14 protein-coding genes are annotated in these 16227 nt (G+C 67.5%); 9 read left to right on the top strand and 5 right to left on the bottom strand.

Going from position 1 to position 16227, the window contains the following annotated elements; translation table 11 throughout:
- Entirely contained in the window at nucleotides 1-4035 is a 4035-nt protein-coding gene (locus tag AB0H61_RS25430; RefSeq protein WP_357308929.1) for a tetratricopeptide repeat protein, read from the bottom strand.
- Nucleotides 4036-4238: 203 nt separating this feature from the next.
- Between AB0H61_RS25430 and AB0H61_RS25425 the strand changes: the two genes are divergently transcribed.
- The 5 genes from AB0H61_RS25425 (at nucleotide 4239) to ligD (ending at nucleotide 8312) form a co-directional block, all read left to right on the top strand.
- Nucleotides 4239-4472, top strand: a complete 234-nt coding sequence (locus tag AB0H61_RS25425) for a hypothetical protein (RefSeq protein ID WP_357308926.1) — start codon at nucleotides 4239-4241, stop codon at nucleotides 4470-4472.
- Between the two features lie 19 nt (nucleotides 4473-4491).
- On the top strand, nucleotides 4492-5592 hold the full coding sequence (locus tag AB0H61_RS25420; RefSeq protein WP_357308923.1) for an SPFH domain-containing protein: 1101 nt from the start codon (nucleotides 4492-4494) through the stop codon (nucleotides 5590-5592).
- Nucleotides 5593-5627: 35 nt separating this feature from the next.
- Nucleotides 5628-6029 carry a cold shock domain-containing protein gene (locus AB0H61_RS25415; protein ID WP_357308920.1) on the top strand — a complete coding sequence of 134 codons (402 nt, stop codon included), beginning with the start codon at nucleotides 5628-5630 and terminating at the stop codon, nucleotides 6027-6029.
- A 199-nt stretch (nucleotides 6030-6228) separates the two neighbouring features.
- Nucleotides 6229-7314 carry an ATP-dependent DNA ligase gene (locus tag AB0H61_RS25410; RefSeq protein WP_357308917.1) on the top strand — a complete coding sequence of 362 codons (1086 nt, stop codon included), beginning with the start codon at nucleotides 6229-6231 and terminating at the stop codon, nucleotides 7312-7314.
- Nucleotides 7311-8312 (top strand): non-homologous end-joining DNA ligase, encoded by a 1002-nt coding sequence (gene ligD, locus AB0H61_RS25405; protein WP_357308915.1) that lies wholly within the window; start codon nucleotides 7311-7313, stop codon nucleotides 8310-8312. The genes AB0H61_RS25410 and ligD overlap by 4 nt, the downstream gene beginning before the upstream one ends.
- A 9-nt stretch (nucleotides 8313-8321) precedes the next feature.
- On the opposite strand, the gene AB0H61_RS25400 is transcribed toward ligD, so the two are convergent.
- Nucleotides 8322-9041, bottom strand: coding sequence for a hypothetical protein (locus AB0H61_RS25400; RefSeq protein WP_357308912.1), 720 nt, complete (start codon nucleotides 9039-9041; stop codon nucleotides 8322-8324).
- A 295-nt stretch (nucleotides 9042-9336) separates the two neighbouring features.
- On the opposite strand from AB0H61_RS25400, the gene AB0H61_RS25395 reads away from it, so the two are divergent.
- Nucleotides 9337-9687 carry a hypothetical protein gene (locus AB0H61_RS25395; RefSeq protein WP_357308909.1) on the top strand — a complete coding sequence of 117 codons (351 nt, stop codon included), beginning with the start codon at nucleotides 9337-9339 and terminating at the stop codon, nucleotides 9685-9687.
- Nucleotides 9688-9742: 55 nt separating this feature from the next.
- Here the strand turns inward: AB0H61_RS25395 and AB0H61_RS25390 are convergent, their stop codons facing one another.
- The 3 genes from AB0H61_RS25390 to AB0H61_RS25380 all read right to left on the bottom strand — a co-directional run bounded on the left by AB0H61_RS25390 (nucleotide 9743) and on the right by AB0H61_RS25380 (nucleotide 12449).
- Nucleotides 9743-10375: a helix-turn-helix domain-containing protein gene (locus AB0H61_RS25390; protein WP_357309261.1), complete on the bottom strand. Its 633-nt coding sequence runs from the start codon at nucleotides 10373-10375 to the stop codon at nucleotides 9743-9745.
- 28 nt (nucleotides 10376-10403) lie between these two features.
- On the bottom strand, nucleotides 10404-11549 hold the full coding sequence (locus AB0H61_RS25385) for an acyl-CoA dehydrogenase family protein (RefSeq protein ID WP_357308907.1): 1146 nt from the start codon (nucleotides 11547-11549) through the stop codon (nucleotides 10404-10406).
- 201 nt (nucleotides 11550-11750) lie between these two features.
- The gene (locus AB0H61_RS25380; protein WP_357308904.1) at nucleotides 11751-12449 is read right to left on the bottom strand and encodes a TetR/AcrR family transcriptional regulator; all 699 of its coding nucleotides are present in this window, start codon (nucleotides 12447-12449) and stop codon (nucleotides 11751-11753) included.
- 270 nt (nucleotides 12450-12719) lie between these two features.
- Here AB0H61_RS25380 and AB0H61_RS25375 point away from each other — a divergent pair, with 270 nt between their 5' ends.
- From AB0H61_RS25375 to AB0H61_RS25365, 3 genes are all read left to right on the top strand, one after another.
- Nucleotides 12720-13673, top strand: a complete 954-nt coding sequence (locus AB0H61_RS25375) for an alpha/beta fold hydrolase (RefSeq protein WP_357308901.1) — start codon at nucleotides 12720-12722, stop codon at nucleotides 13671-13673.
- Between the two features lie 182 nt (nucleotides 13674-13855).
- Nucleotides 13856-15313: an SDR family NAD(P)-dependent oxidoreductase gene (locus tag AB0H61_RS25370; RefSeq protein ID WP_357308898.1), complete on the top strand. Its 1458-nt coding sequence runs from the start codon at nucleotides 13856-13858 to the stop codon at nucleotides 15311-15313.
- A gap of 87 nt (nucleotides 15314-15400) precedes the next feature.
- Nucleotides 15401-16180: an O-methyltransferase gene (locus tag AB0H61_RS25365; RefSeq protein WP_357308895.1), complete on the top strand. Its 780-nt coding sequence runs from the start codon at nucleotides 15401-15403 to the stop codon at nucleotides 16178-16180.
- Nucleotides 16181-16227 lie beyond the last annotated feature (47 nt).

The following is a 16227-nucleotide window of genomic DNA, read 5'->3' as shown; positions in this document are numbered from 1 at the left end:
TCAGCGTCGGCTACGCCAATGGGCGAGGTTTTCGCGGGTGAACAGGGTGTCGGGGTCGGTGGGGCCGAGGGTGCGGGTTTGGTCGGTGAGCAGGGATTCGTAATCGGCTATGGCGGCGGTGAGGTCGCCGCTTTCGGCGCGGTGGTGGGCCAGGTTGTTGCGGGCGCGCAGCGTGGTGCGGTGGTCGGGGCCCAGGATGAGCAGCAGGCCGGCGCAGAGGCGTTCGAAGTCGGCGATGGCGCCGGCGCGGTCGCCGCTTTCGGCGCGCCAGTGGGCGAGGTCGTTGCGGGTGGTAAGGGTGGCGGGGTGGTCGGCGCCGGACAGGTGGAGGCGGGCGGCGAGCAGCGCCTCGAGTTCGGCGACCGCTCCCGCCGGGTCACCCGTACGGCCGCGCAGGCGGGCGAGCTGATGGCGGGTGTCGAGGGTGGCGGGATGATCCGGGCCCAGGATGCGCAGGCGGTCCGCGAGCAGCTGTTCGAAGTCGACCACGGCGGTGTGCGGATCGCCCTTGTCCGCACGGTGATTCGCGAGGACGGTGCGGGTGACGAGCAGACCGGGATGGTCGGCGCCCAGTACCGCGAGCTTGTCGGCGATGAGTTCTTCCAATTTGTCGGTGACGTCGTGGGCGTCGCGGCTGCGCAGGCTGAAGGTCAGCAGATTGTGCCTGGCGTCGAGGACGCTCGGGTGGGCCGGGCCGAGCACCCGTAACATATCGCTGACCAGCAGCGCCAATTCCGCGATGGCGGTGGCGTAGTCGCCGTCCTCACCGCGATAGAGCGCGATATTGTTCCTGGTGATCAGGGTATTCGGATTGTCGGGTCCGAGCACCCGGAGCTGGTCGGCCAGCAGCCGCTCGAATTCACCGATGGCGCCGCGGGTGTCACCACCGTGCGCGCGGCAGTAGGCGATGTTGTTGCGGGTGGCCAGGGTGTCGGGATGATCGAAGCCGAGCACCCGCAGCCGGTCGCGCAGCAATCGCTCGAATTCCGTTCTGGCTCCGGCGAAGTCGCCGATACTGCTGCGCACCCCGGCGAGATTGTTCCGGATGACCAGGGTTGCGGGATGATCCGGCCCGATGACGCGCAGCTGATCCGGGATCAACCGCTCGAATTCGGCGATCGCGGTCGCGTGATCACCGCTGTCGGCACGGTATCCGGCCAGGCTGCCGCGGGTGCCGAGGGTGTCGGGATGGTCCGGTCCGAGGATGCGCAGCCGATCGGCCAGCAGGCCCTCGAACTCCACGACGGCACCGACCGGGTCTCCGGATTTGCCGCGCGAGCTGGCCAGGTGGTCGCGGGTCATCAGGGTGTCCGGATGGTCGGCGCCGAGCACCCGGAGTTGGTCGGCGAGTAGGCGTTCGAACTCCACGACGGCGCCGTTCAGATCACCACTGCGGGCTCGGCACCAGGCCAAACTGTCGCGGGTGTCCAAGCTGACGGGGTGTTCCGGTCCGAGCACCCGCAGCCGATCGGCGAGCAGCGATTCGTACTCCGCGATCGCGCCGGGCAGGTCGCCGCTCTCGGCGCGAAATGTCGCCAGATTGTCGCGGATGCCCAAGGTGTCGGGGTGGTCGGCGCCCAATGCCCGCAGGTGATCGGCGTACAGCAGCTCGAACTCTGCGATCGCGCCCGCGAGGTCGCCGCGGTGGGCACGGTAGTAGGCGAGATTGTTGCGAGTACGGAAGGTATCGGGGTCGCCGGGCGCCAGGATGCGGTGTTGATCGGCGAGCAAGCGCTCGAACTCCGCGACGGCGCCGTTCAGATCGCCGCTCTCGCCCCGCAGCCACGCCAGGTTGTTCCGGGCGACGAGTGTGAACGGATGCACCGGGCCGAGCAGTCGCAGTTCGTCGGCGAGCAGCGCTTCGGTCTCCATGATCGCCCCCACCAGGTCACCGCTGAAGCCACGCCAGCGGGCCAGGTTGCCGCGGGCGTGCAGGGTGTCCGGGTGGTCGGGCCCGACGGCGGCGAGGAACGAGGGCAGCCAGGCCACCCACAGGTCGCGATTATCCGCGGCGCGTGGAGTTTCCAGCCGCGTGAGGAAGGCCAGCGCCGCACTCGAGTCGCCGTGCGCCAGATAGTGGCGGGCGCCCGAACTGCGGGCATAGGCCATGGCCTGGGGACTGGCGCTGGTCTCGATCGCCCGGCTGATCGCCCAGTGCGCATCGGCAAGTTCTATTCCGAGCCGGGCGGTTTCGGCGGACAGCGCGGGCAGCAGCGCACCGTGTGTCACACCGAGCGTCTCCTGGTCGGTGCCCGGTCTGCTGCGGGTGACCAGCACGCCGAGGCTCACGGTCAGGTCGCGAATCCGGCTGACGCCGAGCTCCGTACCGAGCGAACCCATTGCCGCATCGAGCAATTCGAGCGGCAGCACCGGTCCGACCCCGGCCGCGACCAGTACGCCCAGCAGCGGCCCGAGTGCGGCGGCGCCATCGGAACCCACCGCGCGCACGGCCTCCTCGACCCGCAGGGCGATCACCCCGTCCAGCCCGACCTCTTCGGCGACGGCCTGTCCGGTGATATCGGTGACCACCTCGGTAAGCAGTCTGGCCAGTAGCCACCCACCCGCCACGGTCGCGGGATCGCTTGCGGCGGAGGGTGTCTCGACCAGAAGTCCTTCGATCCACCGCACCCAACCCGACCGATCCGGCTCGATATCGTCGTCGTGAACGGCGCCGATAATGGCAGCGATATCGTCGGCGGCGGGCTCGACCACCTCGATGCGGTGCATATGCGCCAGCGCGGGATCGTGCTCGACCCCCGCGCCCTCCCGGAATCCGATGATGACGCGCACATTTCGCAGTGCCGGGCGATCGGTCAGCTGGGCAACGGCGCCGATCAACAGCCGCCGAGTGCCTTCTTCGGGCTGGTTCAACCCGTCCAGCACGATGGTGGTCCGGCGACCGGCCTGCGCCAGCCGCCCCAACGGACGGCACACCTCGATATCGAAGGCGTCGAGTTCGGCGGCGTTCGCCGCGGCCGCCTCCCTGGTCGCCTCGCGCGCCGCGGCGAAGCCGGGCAGCCGGGCCGCGAGCTGGGTCGCCAGTTCGGCGGCCACCCCGGCGAAGGAACTGTTCACCGTCAAAAAGACGGCGGCGGTGATGTATTCGGGCGCGACCGGCAGTGTATCCACCAGGCTCGGCCGGATGAGCATGGCCAGCAGGGTGGATTTGCCGACCCCGGGCGGGCCGACGACCGCGCGCAACCGATGCCCGCCCGACTCCACGATCGCGGTGAGCGTCTCGCGCACGGTGGCGGTGAGCAACAGCCTACGCGTCAGATGATCGACGAAACCCGCTGCGGGCCTGCCGGTCACGGCATCTCGTCGGCGTGCCACATTGGGCACCAACCACAATCCGGGGTCGCCGCCGGAGCCCGAGACGGTGCCCGAGGTGAACGATAGATGGTGCGGCTGCTGCCGGGTACACGCCACCGCGACCGGGCCGACCAGATCGGAGGGCAGCAGATTCTCTCCGCGTGCGGGCAGGCCCGCGTCGAAGGTTTCGAGCAGGGTCCGGGTGAAGCATCCCGAATACGCGGGTCCGTCGCCCGCGGCGACCAAGAGTTCCATCCGCCCCGCCGACCGGGCCAGCAGATCGGTCCAGCGGCGGGCCGCACCGAGCACGCCCTGTTCCGGTTCGCACGCGTCGACCAGCACCACCAGGCCGTCCAGCGCCGACTGGTTGAGCCGTTCCCGGATCTCCTGAGTCAAGTGGAACGCGGTGCGCGAGGTAGGCACCGCGGGCGAATCGTGCCCGAGCAGATAGAAATCCTCCTCGCCGGTCGACACCCCGTGCCCGATGAACCCGAGCAGCAGGGTCGCCTGCTCCGCCGCGGCGGCCGCGAACGCTTCGTCCACCGCCGCGACCAGGTCCGCGGCGGTCGGATTCAGCACCGGTCCCGCCACCGCCCTGGCGGGTCGCCAGCCACCCGCCGCGGTCAGACTGGTATCCAGTCCGGTCGCCAGCTCGGAGACGAAACCCAACTCCCCCAGCGCGGCACACTCCGATCCCACAATCAGCGCAAGCCGTCCAGCCATGCAAGGACGATACGCGAGCCACGCGATACCCTCAGCGCCACATGACGACTCGGCGCATTCGCGTGGATGTCGACTCGCGGAAACGACCGGTGCGACGAATTGGGTGAATCGGGCGGGACTTTCGGGCAGTACGCTGAGATCATCGATCGACCGGTGCGGGTTGAGCTCGCAGGTTCCGATGCCTAGCCGAGGAGTTGCGTGCGATGACCGACCCCGTGCAGGGAATGACGGGTACGCTGACATCGCCGATCCGGGGCGCCGGAATGTTGGGGGAGGTGCTGGTGGCGATTCGCGGGGGTACGGAGTTGTATATCGCGCGGGGGAACGAGCCGATTCGAGCCGGTACCACAGTGTTGGTCATCGCCGCCCATCCCGGGCGCATCGTCGATGTCATCCCCTGGATTCCGTTGGCCCCGGATCCGCTGGAAGAAATCTGAAACATTATGGGAGGCTCACGTGCTGGGGTACCACGTACCGGATCCGGATGAGGCGATGCTGGTCAGCGGCGCCAAGGTCAAGGACAACGCGCCGTTCAAGGTGGTCATCGGGCGCGGCGCCTGGGTGGTGCCGCTGTTCCGCAAGGTCAGTTATCTGTCGCTGGCCATGTTCGAGGCGGAGATCAAGGAACGCTGCGTCACCAAGCAGGCGATTCAGCTCGATGTCCGCGCGGTGATCGCTTTCAAGGTCGCCAACGACACTCTGTCGATCGTGAATGCCGCGCAGCGATTCCTTTCCGAACAGGAAAGGGAGATGTCGGTGCTGACCGGTCGCATTTTCTCGGGTCATCTGCGCTCCATCGTCGGCTCCATGACGGTCGAGGAGATCATTCGGGAACGGCAGAAGCTGGCCGACGAAGTACTGGTCGCCTCCAAGGTGGAGATGAGCAATATCGGGCTGTGGGTCGATTCGTTCCAGATCCAGTCCATCGATGACGGCAATCTCGGCTACATCAATGCGCTGGCCGCCCCGCACAATGCGGCGGTACAGCGGGACGCGCAGATCGCGCAGGCGCAGGCCGCGCAGAAGGCCGCCGAGGCCGAACAGGAATCGCTGCGCAGGCAGGCCGAGTACCAGCGCGAAACCTCGATCTTGAAAGCGCAATATCAGCGCGATATCGATAAAGCCAACGCGGAGGCTGCCCAGGCCGGCCCGCTGGCCGAGGCGATCGCCATGCAAGAGGTCCTGACGGCGCAGGCGGAGCAGGCCCGCAAAGAGGCGCATTTGCGCGAACAACAACTCCAGGCCGAGGTCGTGAAACCGGCACAGGCCGAGGCCGACCGGGTGCGCATCCTGGCCGAGGCGGAGGCCGACCGCACCAGGATCCAGGCCGAGGCGGCCGCGTCGAACAACCGAATTGCGTTGGACCAGTTGCTGATCGAACAACTGCCCGAAATTGTGAAACAGGCCTCGGCCGGACTGTCCAACGCGAACCTGACGGTGCTCAACGGACCGGACGGAGTCGGCGAATTGGTGAACGGAATGGTCGGTCAGGGCCTCACCGTCTTCAACTCCCTTCAAAAGGCGCTTTCGAACAACGACGTGGATAATGCGAGCTAAAGTGGGCCAGTAGTGACGGCGGCGGCGAGGAGCGGGTGTTGGTGTCCATCGGGAAATTGGTGTCGTTCGACAGCTCTCGAGGGTTCGGGTTCATCAGGCCGGAGGACGGCGGTCCGGATGTGTTCGTCCACGTGAACGACATCGGCCTGGATGAGGACGAACTGCGCCAGGGCCGGGTATTCGAATTCGATGTCACCGAGGGCGATCGTGGTCCGAAAGCTGTCAATCTCACTGCCGTCGGCGGCCCGCCCGTCGGCCCGCCACCCAGGCACAAGAAGGACAGATCCATCTCCGGTCAACTCTCCGCCGCCGAACATAAACGCCTGATCACCGAGCTTCTACTGGACGCCAGCCCCGCCCTCACCGCCGGTGAAATCCTCACCATCCGCGACCGCCTCACCACCTTCGCCGAACAGCACGGCTGGCTCGACAACTGAGCCGGCACCCTCCCCGGGTACAGGCAGAACAGCACCTTCGCCTTCGAATAGCCCGCACACCGTGTCGGTGTGCCGTCGGCCCTCGAATACCTCCGACCTGTCGGTGCATGCGCCTACGATCGAGCCCGACACCGCGTACCGATGAGTCTGTGTCGGCCACGGCGTCTATATGGGTGACCGACAACCCCAGGAGGAGCGCGTGGACCTACCGGTCATGCCACCTGTCCGGCCGATGCTGGCGAAGACGGCGCCATCGGTGCCGCGCGAGCCCGGTCTGAGCTACGAGCCGAAATGGGACGGCTTCCGCTGCATCGTGTTTCGCGACGGTGACGAAGTCGAACTCGGCTCCCGCAACGACCGCCCACTCACCCGGTACTTTCCCGAGGTCGCCGATCTGCTGAAGCGGGCGCTGCCGGAGAAATGCGTGGTGGACGGCGAGATCGTGGTCGTCACCGATCAGGGTCTGGACTTCGACACGCTCCAGAACCGGCTGCACCCCGCGGCCTCCCGCGTCAACAAACTGGCCGTGGAAACACCGGCCAGCTTCGTCGCGTTCGACCTGCTCGCACTCGGCGACAAGGATCTGACCGGCGAACCGTTCGCCGAACGCAGGCGACTGCTGGAGACCATCCTGGATACCGAATTCGCGCGGGTCCACCTCACGCCGATCACCCAGGACCCCGACGTCGCCCAGGACTGGTTCACCCGATTCGAGGGAGCGGGCTTCGATGGGGTCATGGCCAAATCCGATGAGCTCGCCTACCTGCAGGACAAGCGGGTCATGCTGAAGATCAAGCACGAACGCACCGCCGATTGCGTGGTGGCGGGCTTCCGCTGGCACAAGGACGGCGAAGGCGTCGGCTCCCTCCTACTCGGGCTCTTCGACGACGCGGGCAATATGCACCACGTCGGGGTCGCCAGCAGTTTCACCGCGGCCCGTCGCAAGGAGCTGGTCGAGGAGCTGAAACCGTTGCGGGAGAACGCACTCGAGAATCACCCGTGGCGGGAATGGGCGGACGCGGCGACGCAGGCGAAGGCCGACGGCAAAATGCCGGGCGGGGTGAGCCGATGGACCGGCGGCAAGGATCTGTCCTGGGAAGCATTGCGCCCGGAACTGGTCGCCGAGGTCCGCTACGAACATGTGCAATCCGGGCGACTCCGGCACGGCGGAAGGCTGGTTCGGTTCCGCACCGACCGCATCCCCGAATCCTGCACCTATGCTCAGCTCGACGAGGTCGCCCCCGCCGAGCTGAGCACCATCTTCGAGGAAGCGGCCAAAAAGTGAGTGCGTCGATCGAGATCGAAGTCGACGGCAGAACCGTCACGATCAGCAACCCGGACAAGGTCTACTTCACCAAGCGCGGTGAGACGAAACTCGATCTGGTGCGGTACTACCAGGCCGTCGCCGGACCGTTCCTCGGCGTGGTCCGGGACCGGCCGCTGCTACTGGAGCGCTATCCCGATGGGGCGTCCGGCAAGTCGTGGTTCCAGAAGCGAGTGCCGAAATCGGCGCCGGACTGGCTGCACACGGTCGAGGTCTCCACCCCCAACGGCACCACGAGCGACGCACTCGTCGCGCACGACCTCGCGCATATTCTCTGGGCGGTGAACCAGGGCTGCCTGGGTTTCCACGTCTGGCCCAACCACGTCGCGGACCTGAATATCGCCGACGAACTGCGCATCGATCTCGATCCCTCCCCCGGCATCACCTTCGACGATCTCAAACACGCCGCCGTGCTCACCCGGGAGCTGTTCGGCGAGTTGGGCATCGAATCGCGGCTCAAGACCTCGGGCTCGCGTGGACTGCACATCTATGTCGCGCTGGAAGAGAAATGGGACGGCTACCAGGTGCGTGCCGCCGCGGTGGCGCTGGCTCGCGAACTGGAACGCAGACATCCCGGGGAGATCACCGCACAGTGGTGGAAGGAGGAGCGCGGCAACCGGGTATTCGTGGACTTCAATCAGAACGCTCCGCACAAAACGGTTTTCGGCGCCTGGTGCGTGCGCCCGAAGGTCGGCGCGCAGGTCTCCACCCCGATCGCCTGGTCCGAGTTGGACGGCGTGGTGCCGGATGAGTTGACCATCGCGACCGTCCCGGCTCGGCTGGCCGAATTCGGTGATCCCTGGGCGGGGCGAACCCCGCAGTCGATCGAGCCGCTGCTGGAGATGTCCGAACGCGATATGGCCGCGGGCCTGATGGACGCGCCGTGGCCGCCGCAGTATCCGAAGATGCCGAACGAGCCGCCGCGGGTGCAGCCGAGTCGAGCCAAGAAGCCCGAGTAGGCGCTCCGGCTATTCGGTCCAGCGCACCCAGGTGCCGCTGCGCCCGGATCCTTCGCAGACCAGCGCGCGCCCGTCGGTGGTGCGGCCGGTCTTGGAGACCGACGGATCGCATTTCGTTCCCGCCTCGAACTGGCCGGTGCCGACATTGAACGGACCCGACCACTGGTATCCGCCCGATGTCCCGGCCACGGATAGGCAGAGCAGGGTGCCGCCGTCGGCGCCCTGGCCGATCTGCCCGAGCTGGTCCTCCGGGCAGGCCGCACCCTTGCGCCCGACAACCTGGGGGGTCGCGGTGACCGTCGGCGTCGACGTCGTGGTCGGCACGGGGGTGGTCGGTGCCGCGGTGGTCGCGGGGACCGCGACGGTCTGCGCGATGACGGGCTGTTCGGCCCTGATCAGCCCATCCGAGAACGTCTGCCCGGTCAGCACCACGAACGCGGCGATCGCTCCCGCCTCGGCCAGTCCGAGCAGCACCGCGAAGGTCGCCATGCCCCTGCCTTTGGGGTGACCGAAGGCGATGAGGCCGAATACGATCGCAACCGGGAACAGGGCCAGCAGTGCCGCGACAAGCGCGACGATCGCGTAGGGGTTGACGATCGGCTTGGCGTCACCGCGCCCTCGTCCGCGTTCCTCGAGACGCACCTGCGGCCAGCGCTCGCCGGGGTCCTCCTCCGCCGGCTCCGACCAGCGCTCGCGCTCGCGCTCCTCCCACTGTTGCATTCGTGCCATACCCAGGTACCTCTCGCATCCACCATTCGCGCAGGAACCTCGGGCTGCCCGAACCCCGCCCCGATCACGACAAAGGATAGGGGCAGGAAAGCGACCATATGGCCCGAAATGTTGTATGAATTGCCACCAGTTTCGGGGGCACAGCGGAAAGAGCACCGACCGGGTTCACCGCGGCGACGGTCCCAACGAGCCGCAGTAACGAACCGGCAAACCCCCCTCGCGAAACCGGCGGCGGAGGTTCATGCTGATCAGAGGCCGAATCTCCGACCAGGCGCAGCCACCATCAGGAGGATCCATGTTCGATAGCAAGGCTTCGGACAAGAAGGAACGGCCGTGGCATGCCCAGGCCGGTGACCTCCTCGGCGATGACTACAACGTTCCCGGCATCATCCTGTGCGCGTTCGGCGTCGTCGGTCTGGCCTGCACGCTCACCGCCGCGGGCTATGGATTCATCGGATGGACGCAGGTCGGAGCCATCCTCACCGCGGCGCTGTGGATCACCGGGGTCGGTGCGCTGCTGGTGGAGCATCGCCGCGAGGAGGTCATCGAGCTGAGGTACGGCAGGCAAGGCCACGCGCCCGGGCATCTCTCGCCCGTGCGCTACGGCGCGCTTGCCCGTCGGCCCTCGCCCGAATTCACGAGCTGACCGAACCGGTGCGCCGGGCGTGGCATGCCGACACGCACGACGCGCCATTGTGCACTCAACGCCCGCGATCGATCTTCGGCATCGTCTCGGTGACCAGCGTCATGAGCATGTCGGCGAGGAGTGCGTGCACCTGATCCCGGTCCAGCGTGCGTCGCACGATCCATTCCCGCCCGGCCACCTTCACCAGGCCGCCATAGGCGCGCACCAGCGCACGCAACTCCGCACCGTGTGCCGAACCGGACATGCCGACCATCAACAGCATCCGGTCGGCCGCCGCGTCGTCGGCTTGATCCAGGATCTGCTGGACCTCGGGGTCATCGCCGACGCCTTCGTGGCTGGTCACCTTCACCCAGGTGCTGCCGTGCTCGGCGATGGTGTCCAGCAACCACCGCACGCTGGCATCGACGCGCTCGCGATCGGTACCGGTCGGCACGACCATGTCATCAATACGCGGCAACGTCACCATGCGGCGGACCACCGCGAGATACAAATCCCGCTTATTACCGAAATAGTGGTTGATCAGGCCGCGCGCCACGCCGGCCCGCTGGGCCAGTTCCGCGGTGGAGACCGCCGCGTAGGGACGCTCGCCGAACATATCGATGGCGCAGGCGAGGATCTGCGCGCGACGCTCATCCGGTTCCAGCCGACGTCGCCGTGGCGTCTCCGCGACGGCGCCGGTCGGAGCCATCGCGGACGACCCGTTCTCGCTGCGGGTTTCAGAGAGATCGGGCAATGAGATCCTTCATCACCTCGTTGCTACCCGCGAGGATGCGCAGGACGCGGGCGCCGGTATAGAGCTGGGAAATCGGGTACTCCGTCATGTAGCCGTAGCCGCCGAACAGTTGCAGGCAGCGATCGACAACGATACCGAGTTGGTCGGTGAGCCAGTACTTCGACATCGCGGCGGTGGGAATATCCAGCTCGCCGCGCAGGTGCTTACCGATGCAGTCATCCAGGAACGTGCGGCTCACCTTGGCGATGGTGGCACATTCGGCCAGCTCGAACTTGGTGTTCTGCATGGCGAACAGCGGCTTGCCGAAGGCCTCCCTGCCCTTGGTGTAGTCGATGGTCAGCGTGACCGCCTGCTCCATCATGGCCACCGCGATAATGCCGGTGACCAGCCGCTCCTGGGCCAGCAGCTGCATCATCTGATAGAAACCCTGGCCCTCGGCCTCGCCGAGCAGGTTGGCCGCAGGCACCCGCAGGCCGTCGAAGAACAGTTCGGCGGTGTCCTGGGCCTTACCACCCATCTTGTCGAGGATGCGGCCACGCTTGAAGCCCGGCGTCTCGTCGGAGACCTCGGCGAAGATGAGCGAAACACCCGCCGCGCCCTTGGTCGGGTCGGTCTTGGCGGCGATGATGATGCCGTCGCACAGCCAGCCATTGGTGATGAAGATCTTCGATCCGGTGATGACGTACTCGTCGCCCTCGCGGACCGCTCGGGTCTTGATGTTCTGCAGGTCGGAGCCGGTGCCGGGTTCGGTCATGCCGATGGAGAGCACCATTTCGCCGCTGGCCGCCTTCGGCAGTACCCGCCGCTTGAGCTCTTCGGAGCCGAAGTGGTGCAGGTAGGGCGCGATGATCGCGCTGTGCACGGGCAGGCCCATCGAGCCGTCGCCAGCGAAGGCCTGCTCCTCGATGATGGCCGCCTCGTGTGCGAATGTTCCGCCACCGCCGCCGTATTCGGCCGGGATCGAGGGGCAGAGCAGGCCGAGCTCACCGGCACGGTTGTAGAGGTGGCGGTCCGGGTGGCCTTGCTTGACGAACTTCTCCTCGTGCGGAACGACTTCCTTCTCGAAGAATGTCCGCGCGAGTTCCCGTACCGCCTCGACCTCGTCGTCACTCCACGCCGCGCGTGCCATCTTGTCGATCCTTACTTCGCTGTGCCGATGCGGCCCGCCCGGTCCCCTCGCAGCGCCGCAGGCTGCTGCCGCCAGGACCGGCGCGTGCGCCGCGGGTCCGGCCTCGGCGCCGGTCCCACGACATCAGATTCCACCACTATTGGCACGTTGTCAACAAACCGGGCATATGTCGGCCGGGCATCGTTCGGGGACGATCTCCGGTCAGCCCGCGGTGCGGTCGGCCCGATCGACGGCGGCGAGCGTGGTGAAGATCGGGGTGTCCGGATCGGCCGAAATACCCTGGCGACGCAGAAATCCGTCGATCAGACCCCAGACGAATTCCGTGGCCTGGTCGACGAATTCGGCGGTCCGCTCGGGCGCGGGACGACCCGTGTCACCCAGCCAGAGATCGGTGGTCGCCACCACCACGCCGACCACGGCGCGTGACAGGTAATCGATGCCCGCCGGGTCGATGGGCAGCGATTCGGCGATATCGCGGGCCTGTTTCGCGAAGCGGCCCGCCGCGGCACGGCCCAGGTCGAACTGGAGCACCGAACCGTCCGCCTGCTGGGTCGCCTGCGCTTGGCCGAGGAAACGAAATACGTTGGGGTGCTTCAGAATGCTGTCCGCGTAACCGGCCAGCACCCGGCCGAGCGCGATACGCGGGGGTTGCAGCATCAGGGTCAGATCATTGCCCGCCGCGGCGGCGGCCGATTTCGCCATCCGGTTACCGATCTCGGTGTAGAGATCGGCCTTGTCGGCGAACTGGCGGTACAGACGGGGTTTGGTGATGTGGGCCTCGCGGGCGATGTCGTCCATGCTCGGGCGCGGGCCGTCCCGGTCGATCACCCGGATCGCCGCGTCGACGATCTCCTCGCGGGATGTCGCCCGCGGCGCGGGTCGGACATTGACTCGGGGCATAGTACGGAGCATACACGTACCGCCGGTACGTTCATCGCGCCGCAAGGGTCCAACTCCGATGACGCTTCCAGCCTCCACTGCGATCGACAGGGCAACGAGGCATGTTCGTCATCCGCGCCGAATCCGCGCAATCGGTGATCTACCTCATACCGACCGACCGTCTCCCGCATTGCGTCGGGCCGATCGTACTGTCAGTATCGAATAGCGTACCGGCGGTACAAGCGCGTGCCGGGATCCGACCGCGATGGCTCATCGACCGAGGCAGCACATATGACCGAACCGCTCGACAGCACCGATCCGACCGGCACCCATCGGCCGATCCGCACCTCGAGGGTGCCCGGCGCGGGGGCCGAGCTGGCCGTCTACGAATGGGGCGATCCGGCGGGCGATCCGTTGGTACTGGTGCACGGCCTCTCGGATACCCATCTCGTGTGGACCGATGTGGCGGCGCTGCTGGCCGATGGCTTCCGGGTCATCACCTACGACCTGCGCGGGCACGGCCGCTCGGCGAAACCCGATGCGTCGCGCGAATATCGGCTCGACCGACTGGCCGACGACTTCTTCGCGCTGGTCGAGGCGGTCAGTCCGAAACAGCCGGTGCACGTCTGCGGACACGGGTGGGGCGCGGTGCAGATCTGGGAGGCGGTCTGCGATCCGCGGGCCAATACCCGGATCGCCTCGTTCACCGCCATCGCGGGCCCCAACCTCGACCATGTCGGAATCACCCTGCGCGAGCTGGTCACCAAGCCGGAGCGGGCCGGGCAGCTGCTGACCGACCGGAAATTCTGGCGGCACGGCGCGGGTTCGGCGCAGATCGCCGCACAGCGCATCGCCTATCCGCCGCGCGTGCGGACCTGGCTGATCGAACGGCTCGGCGGCATCGCCCGCGCACATGCCCCGATCGCACCGACCTGGCGCGGCGACCTGGCAGCGGGCGCGCGGATCGCCCGGGCCAATCTTGCGCACCACCTGCTGCGGCCGCGGACGCGGCGGACCGCGGTTCCGGTACAGCTGGTGGTCGACACCACCGACGTGCTGGTGCCCCCGTTCCTCTACTACGGCAGCGCGCGCTGGGTGGACCGATTGTGGCGCTGCCCGATTCCGGCCGACCACTGGCTGCCGGTGACCGAACCGCTGCTGGTCGCCGAGGCGATCGCCAACTTCGTCGAGGATCTGCACGCCGCGAACGCGCCGTATCCGGGCGCCGACGCCACCGACCGCTAGTTCCCCGACCGCCTGACCCACCTCGCACGGCTGCGCGAGCGCGGCCCCGGTGATCGGGCGCTGGAACCGGCCGCGGCACCGCTTCGCCACCCGAACCGACCGCCGGTCCGGGTCGTGGAGTCGCCGATGCGAGAATAGGTGGGTCAACCGTCACTGTTCACGAAGGATCCCCCCGCATTCCGATGGCCGCACACACCACGTCGCCGATCTCGACCGACCCGGCCATCGACCCGGAGGATCTGGCCGCCTGCCTGCGCGTTCTGGAGCAGGCGGGGCAGCTGGACAAGGATCATCCGGATTCGGTCGCGGTCCAGCGCGCGGTCGGGCACATGTTCAAGAAGCTCAAGCAGCGGCGGCGGACCGAGGCCAGGGCGGCGGTGTCGGAGGCGGACCGGGCCGTGGTCGCGGCGACCGCGACCGGCTCGCCGAGCCGGATCGATGACGAGACCGCGGGCATCCCGATCAGTTCGTCGGCTTCCGGCGCGAGTGCGGGCACGCTGATCCGTCCGCGCCCCTGCTACATCTGCAAGCAGCGCTACACCCGGGTGGACGCGTTCTACCACCAACTGTGCCCGGATTGCGCGGCCAGCAGCCACACCAAGCGCGACGCGCGGACCGATCTGACCGGCCGACGCGCACTGCTCACCGGCGGCCGCGCCAAGATCGGCATGTATATCGCGCTGCGGCTGCTGCGTGACGGCGCGCACACCACCATCACCACCCGCTTCCCGAACGACGCCATCCGCCGCTTCGCCGCCATGGACGACAGCGCCGACTGGCTGCACCGGTTGCGCATTGTCGGCATCGACCTGCGCGACCCGGCCCAGGTGGTCGCGCTGGCCGACGATGTGGCCGCGCAGGGCCCGCTCGACATTCTGATCAACAATGCCGCGCAGACCGTGCGCCGGTCCCCCGGCGCCTACAGTGCGTTGGTCGAGGCGGAGTCCGGTCCGCTGCCCGCGGGCGCGCTGCCGGATACGGTGACCTTCGGCAAGACCATGCAGGCGCACCCCACCGCGCTCACCGCGTCTCTGACGCCGACGCTCACCGCCGCCGATGTCGCGGAACTGGCCTTGGTCGCGGGATCGGCCACCCCCGAACGCATTTCGCGCGGCATCGCGATCGACGCGGGCGGTTTGGTGCCGGATCTGGCGCATACCAACAGCTGGGTGCAGACGGTCGCCGAGGTGGACCCGACCGAACTGCTCGAGGTGCAGCTGTGCAATTCGGTCGCACCGTTCATCCTGGTGTCGCGGCTGCGCCCGACCATGGCCGCGGCGGCGGCGCGGCGCAAGTACATCGTGAACGTGTCCGCCATGGAGGGGCAGTTCTCGCGCGCGTACAAGGGCCCGGGCCATCCACACACCAATATGGCCAAGGCGGCGCTGAACATGCTGACCCGCACCAGTGCGCGGGAGCTGTTCGAAGAGGATTCGATCCTGATGACGGCCGTCGATACCGGATGGATTACCGACGAGCGTCCGCATTACACGAAGATGCGGCTGGCCGACGAGGGCTTCCACGCCCCGCTGGATCTTGTGGACGGCGCGGCCCGCGTCTACGACCCGATCGTGCAGGGTGAGACCGGGACCGATCTCTTCGGCTGCTTCCTCAAGGACTATCAGCCGTCGCCGTGGTGACACCCCTGACCTGATCGGGCGCGAAAGTGCCCGCCACGGCCGGTTCCGGAGCAGAATCGCAGGCGATGCCGCTACGAAAGGGGTCGCATGCCGAATGCGGAGGGACTCGGCGCCGTGCTGCGCGACAGGTTGCCGTTCCTGCGTTGGTCAGCGCTTCGTTTCGTGCTCGGCGGGCCGAGCCTGCTGCGCACCGGGCAGGTCGGAGACGGCCGCGAACAGGCGCTGCTGGAGCATGTGCTGGCCACCGTGACGGCGGGCGACACCGATGGCGTCATCACCGCCATCGATGATTTCGCGCGCCGGCGCAGCCTGTTGATGAACGTCGGCGACGAGAAGGGCGCGCTGCTGGACGCGGCCGTCCGCCGGGCCGAGCCGGCCGTCCTGCTCGAGCTGGGCACCTACTGCGGCTACAGCGCGATCCGCATAGGGCGGGCGATGCCCGAGAGAGCCCGGTTGGTGTCGATCGAGACCAGCCCCGCGAATGCGGAGATCGCCCGCGCGATCATCGAATACGCGGGCCTCACCGACCGGGTGAGCGTGCTGGTCGGCAAGATCGGCGACGACGGCCGGACCCTGCGGACCCTCGCCATAGAGCACGATTTCGGTCCGGGCACAGTGGATTTCGTCTTCATCGACCATTGGAAGAACGCGTATCTGCCGGACCTGAAGACAATCCTCGCCGCGGGCTGGCTCCATCCCGGGTCGATCGTGGTCGCCGACAATGTGAAAATGCCGGGCGCACCGGGCTATCGGCGGTTCATGCACGAGCGGGAGGGCCGCTCCTGGCGCACCGTCGAACACAAGACACACGTCGAATACCAATCACTGCTCCCGGATTTGGTGCTCGAGTCCGAATATCTGGGCTGAGCCCACCCGCGGGCCCGGGCATCCACCGGTGATCGCGATGCGCGGCC

The organism is Nocardia sp. NPDC050710, from assembly GCF_040654375.1.
Taxonomy (GTDB): Bacteria; Actinomycetota; Actinomycetes; order Mycobacteriales; family Mycobacteriaceae; genus Nocardia.
The sequence above is the reverse complement of the archived record's forward strand: the minus strand, read 5'-3'. Positions and strand labels throughout refer to the sequence as shown.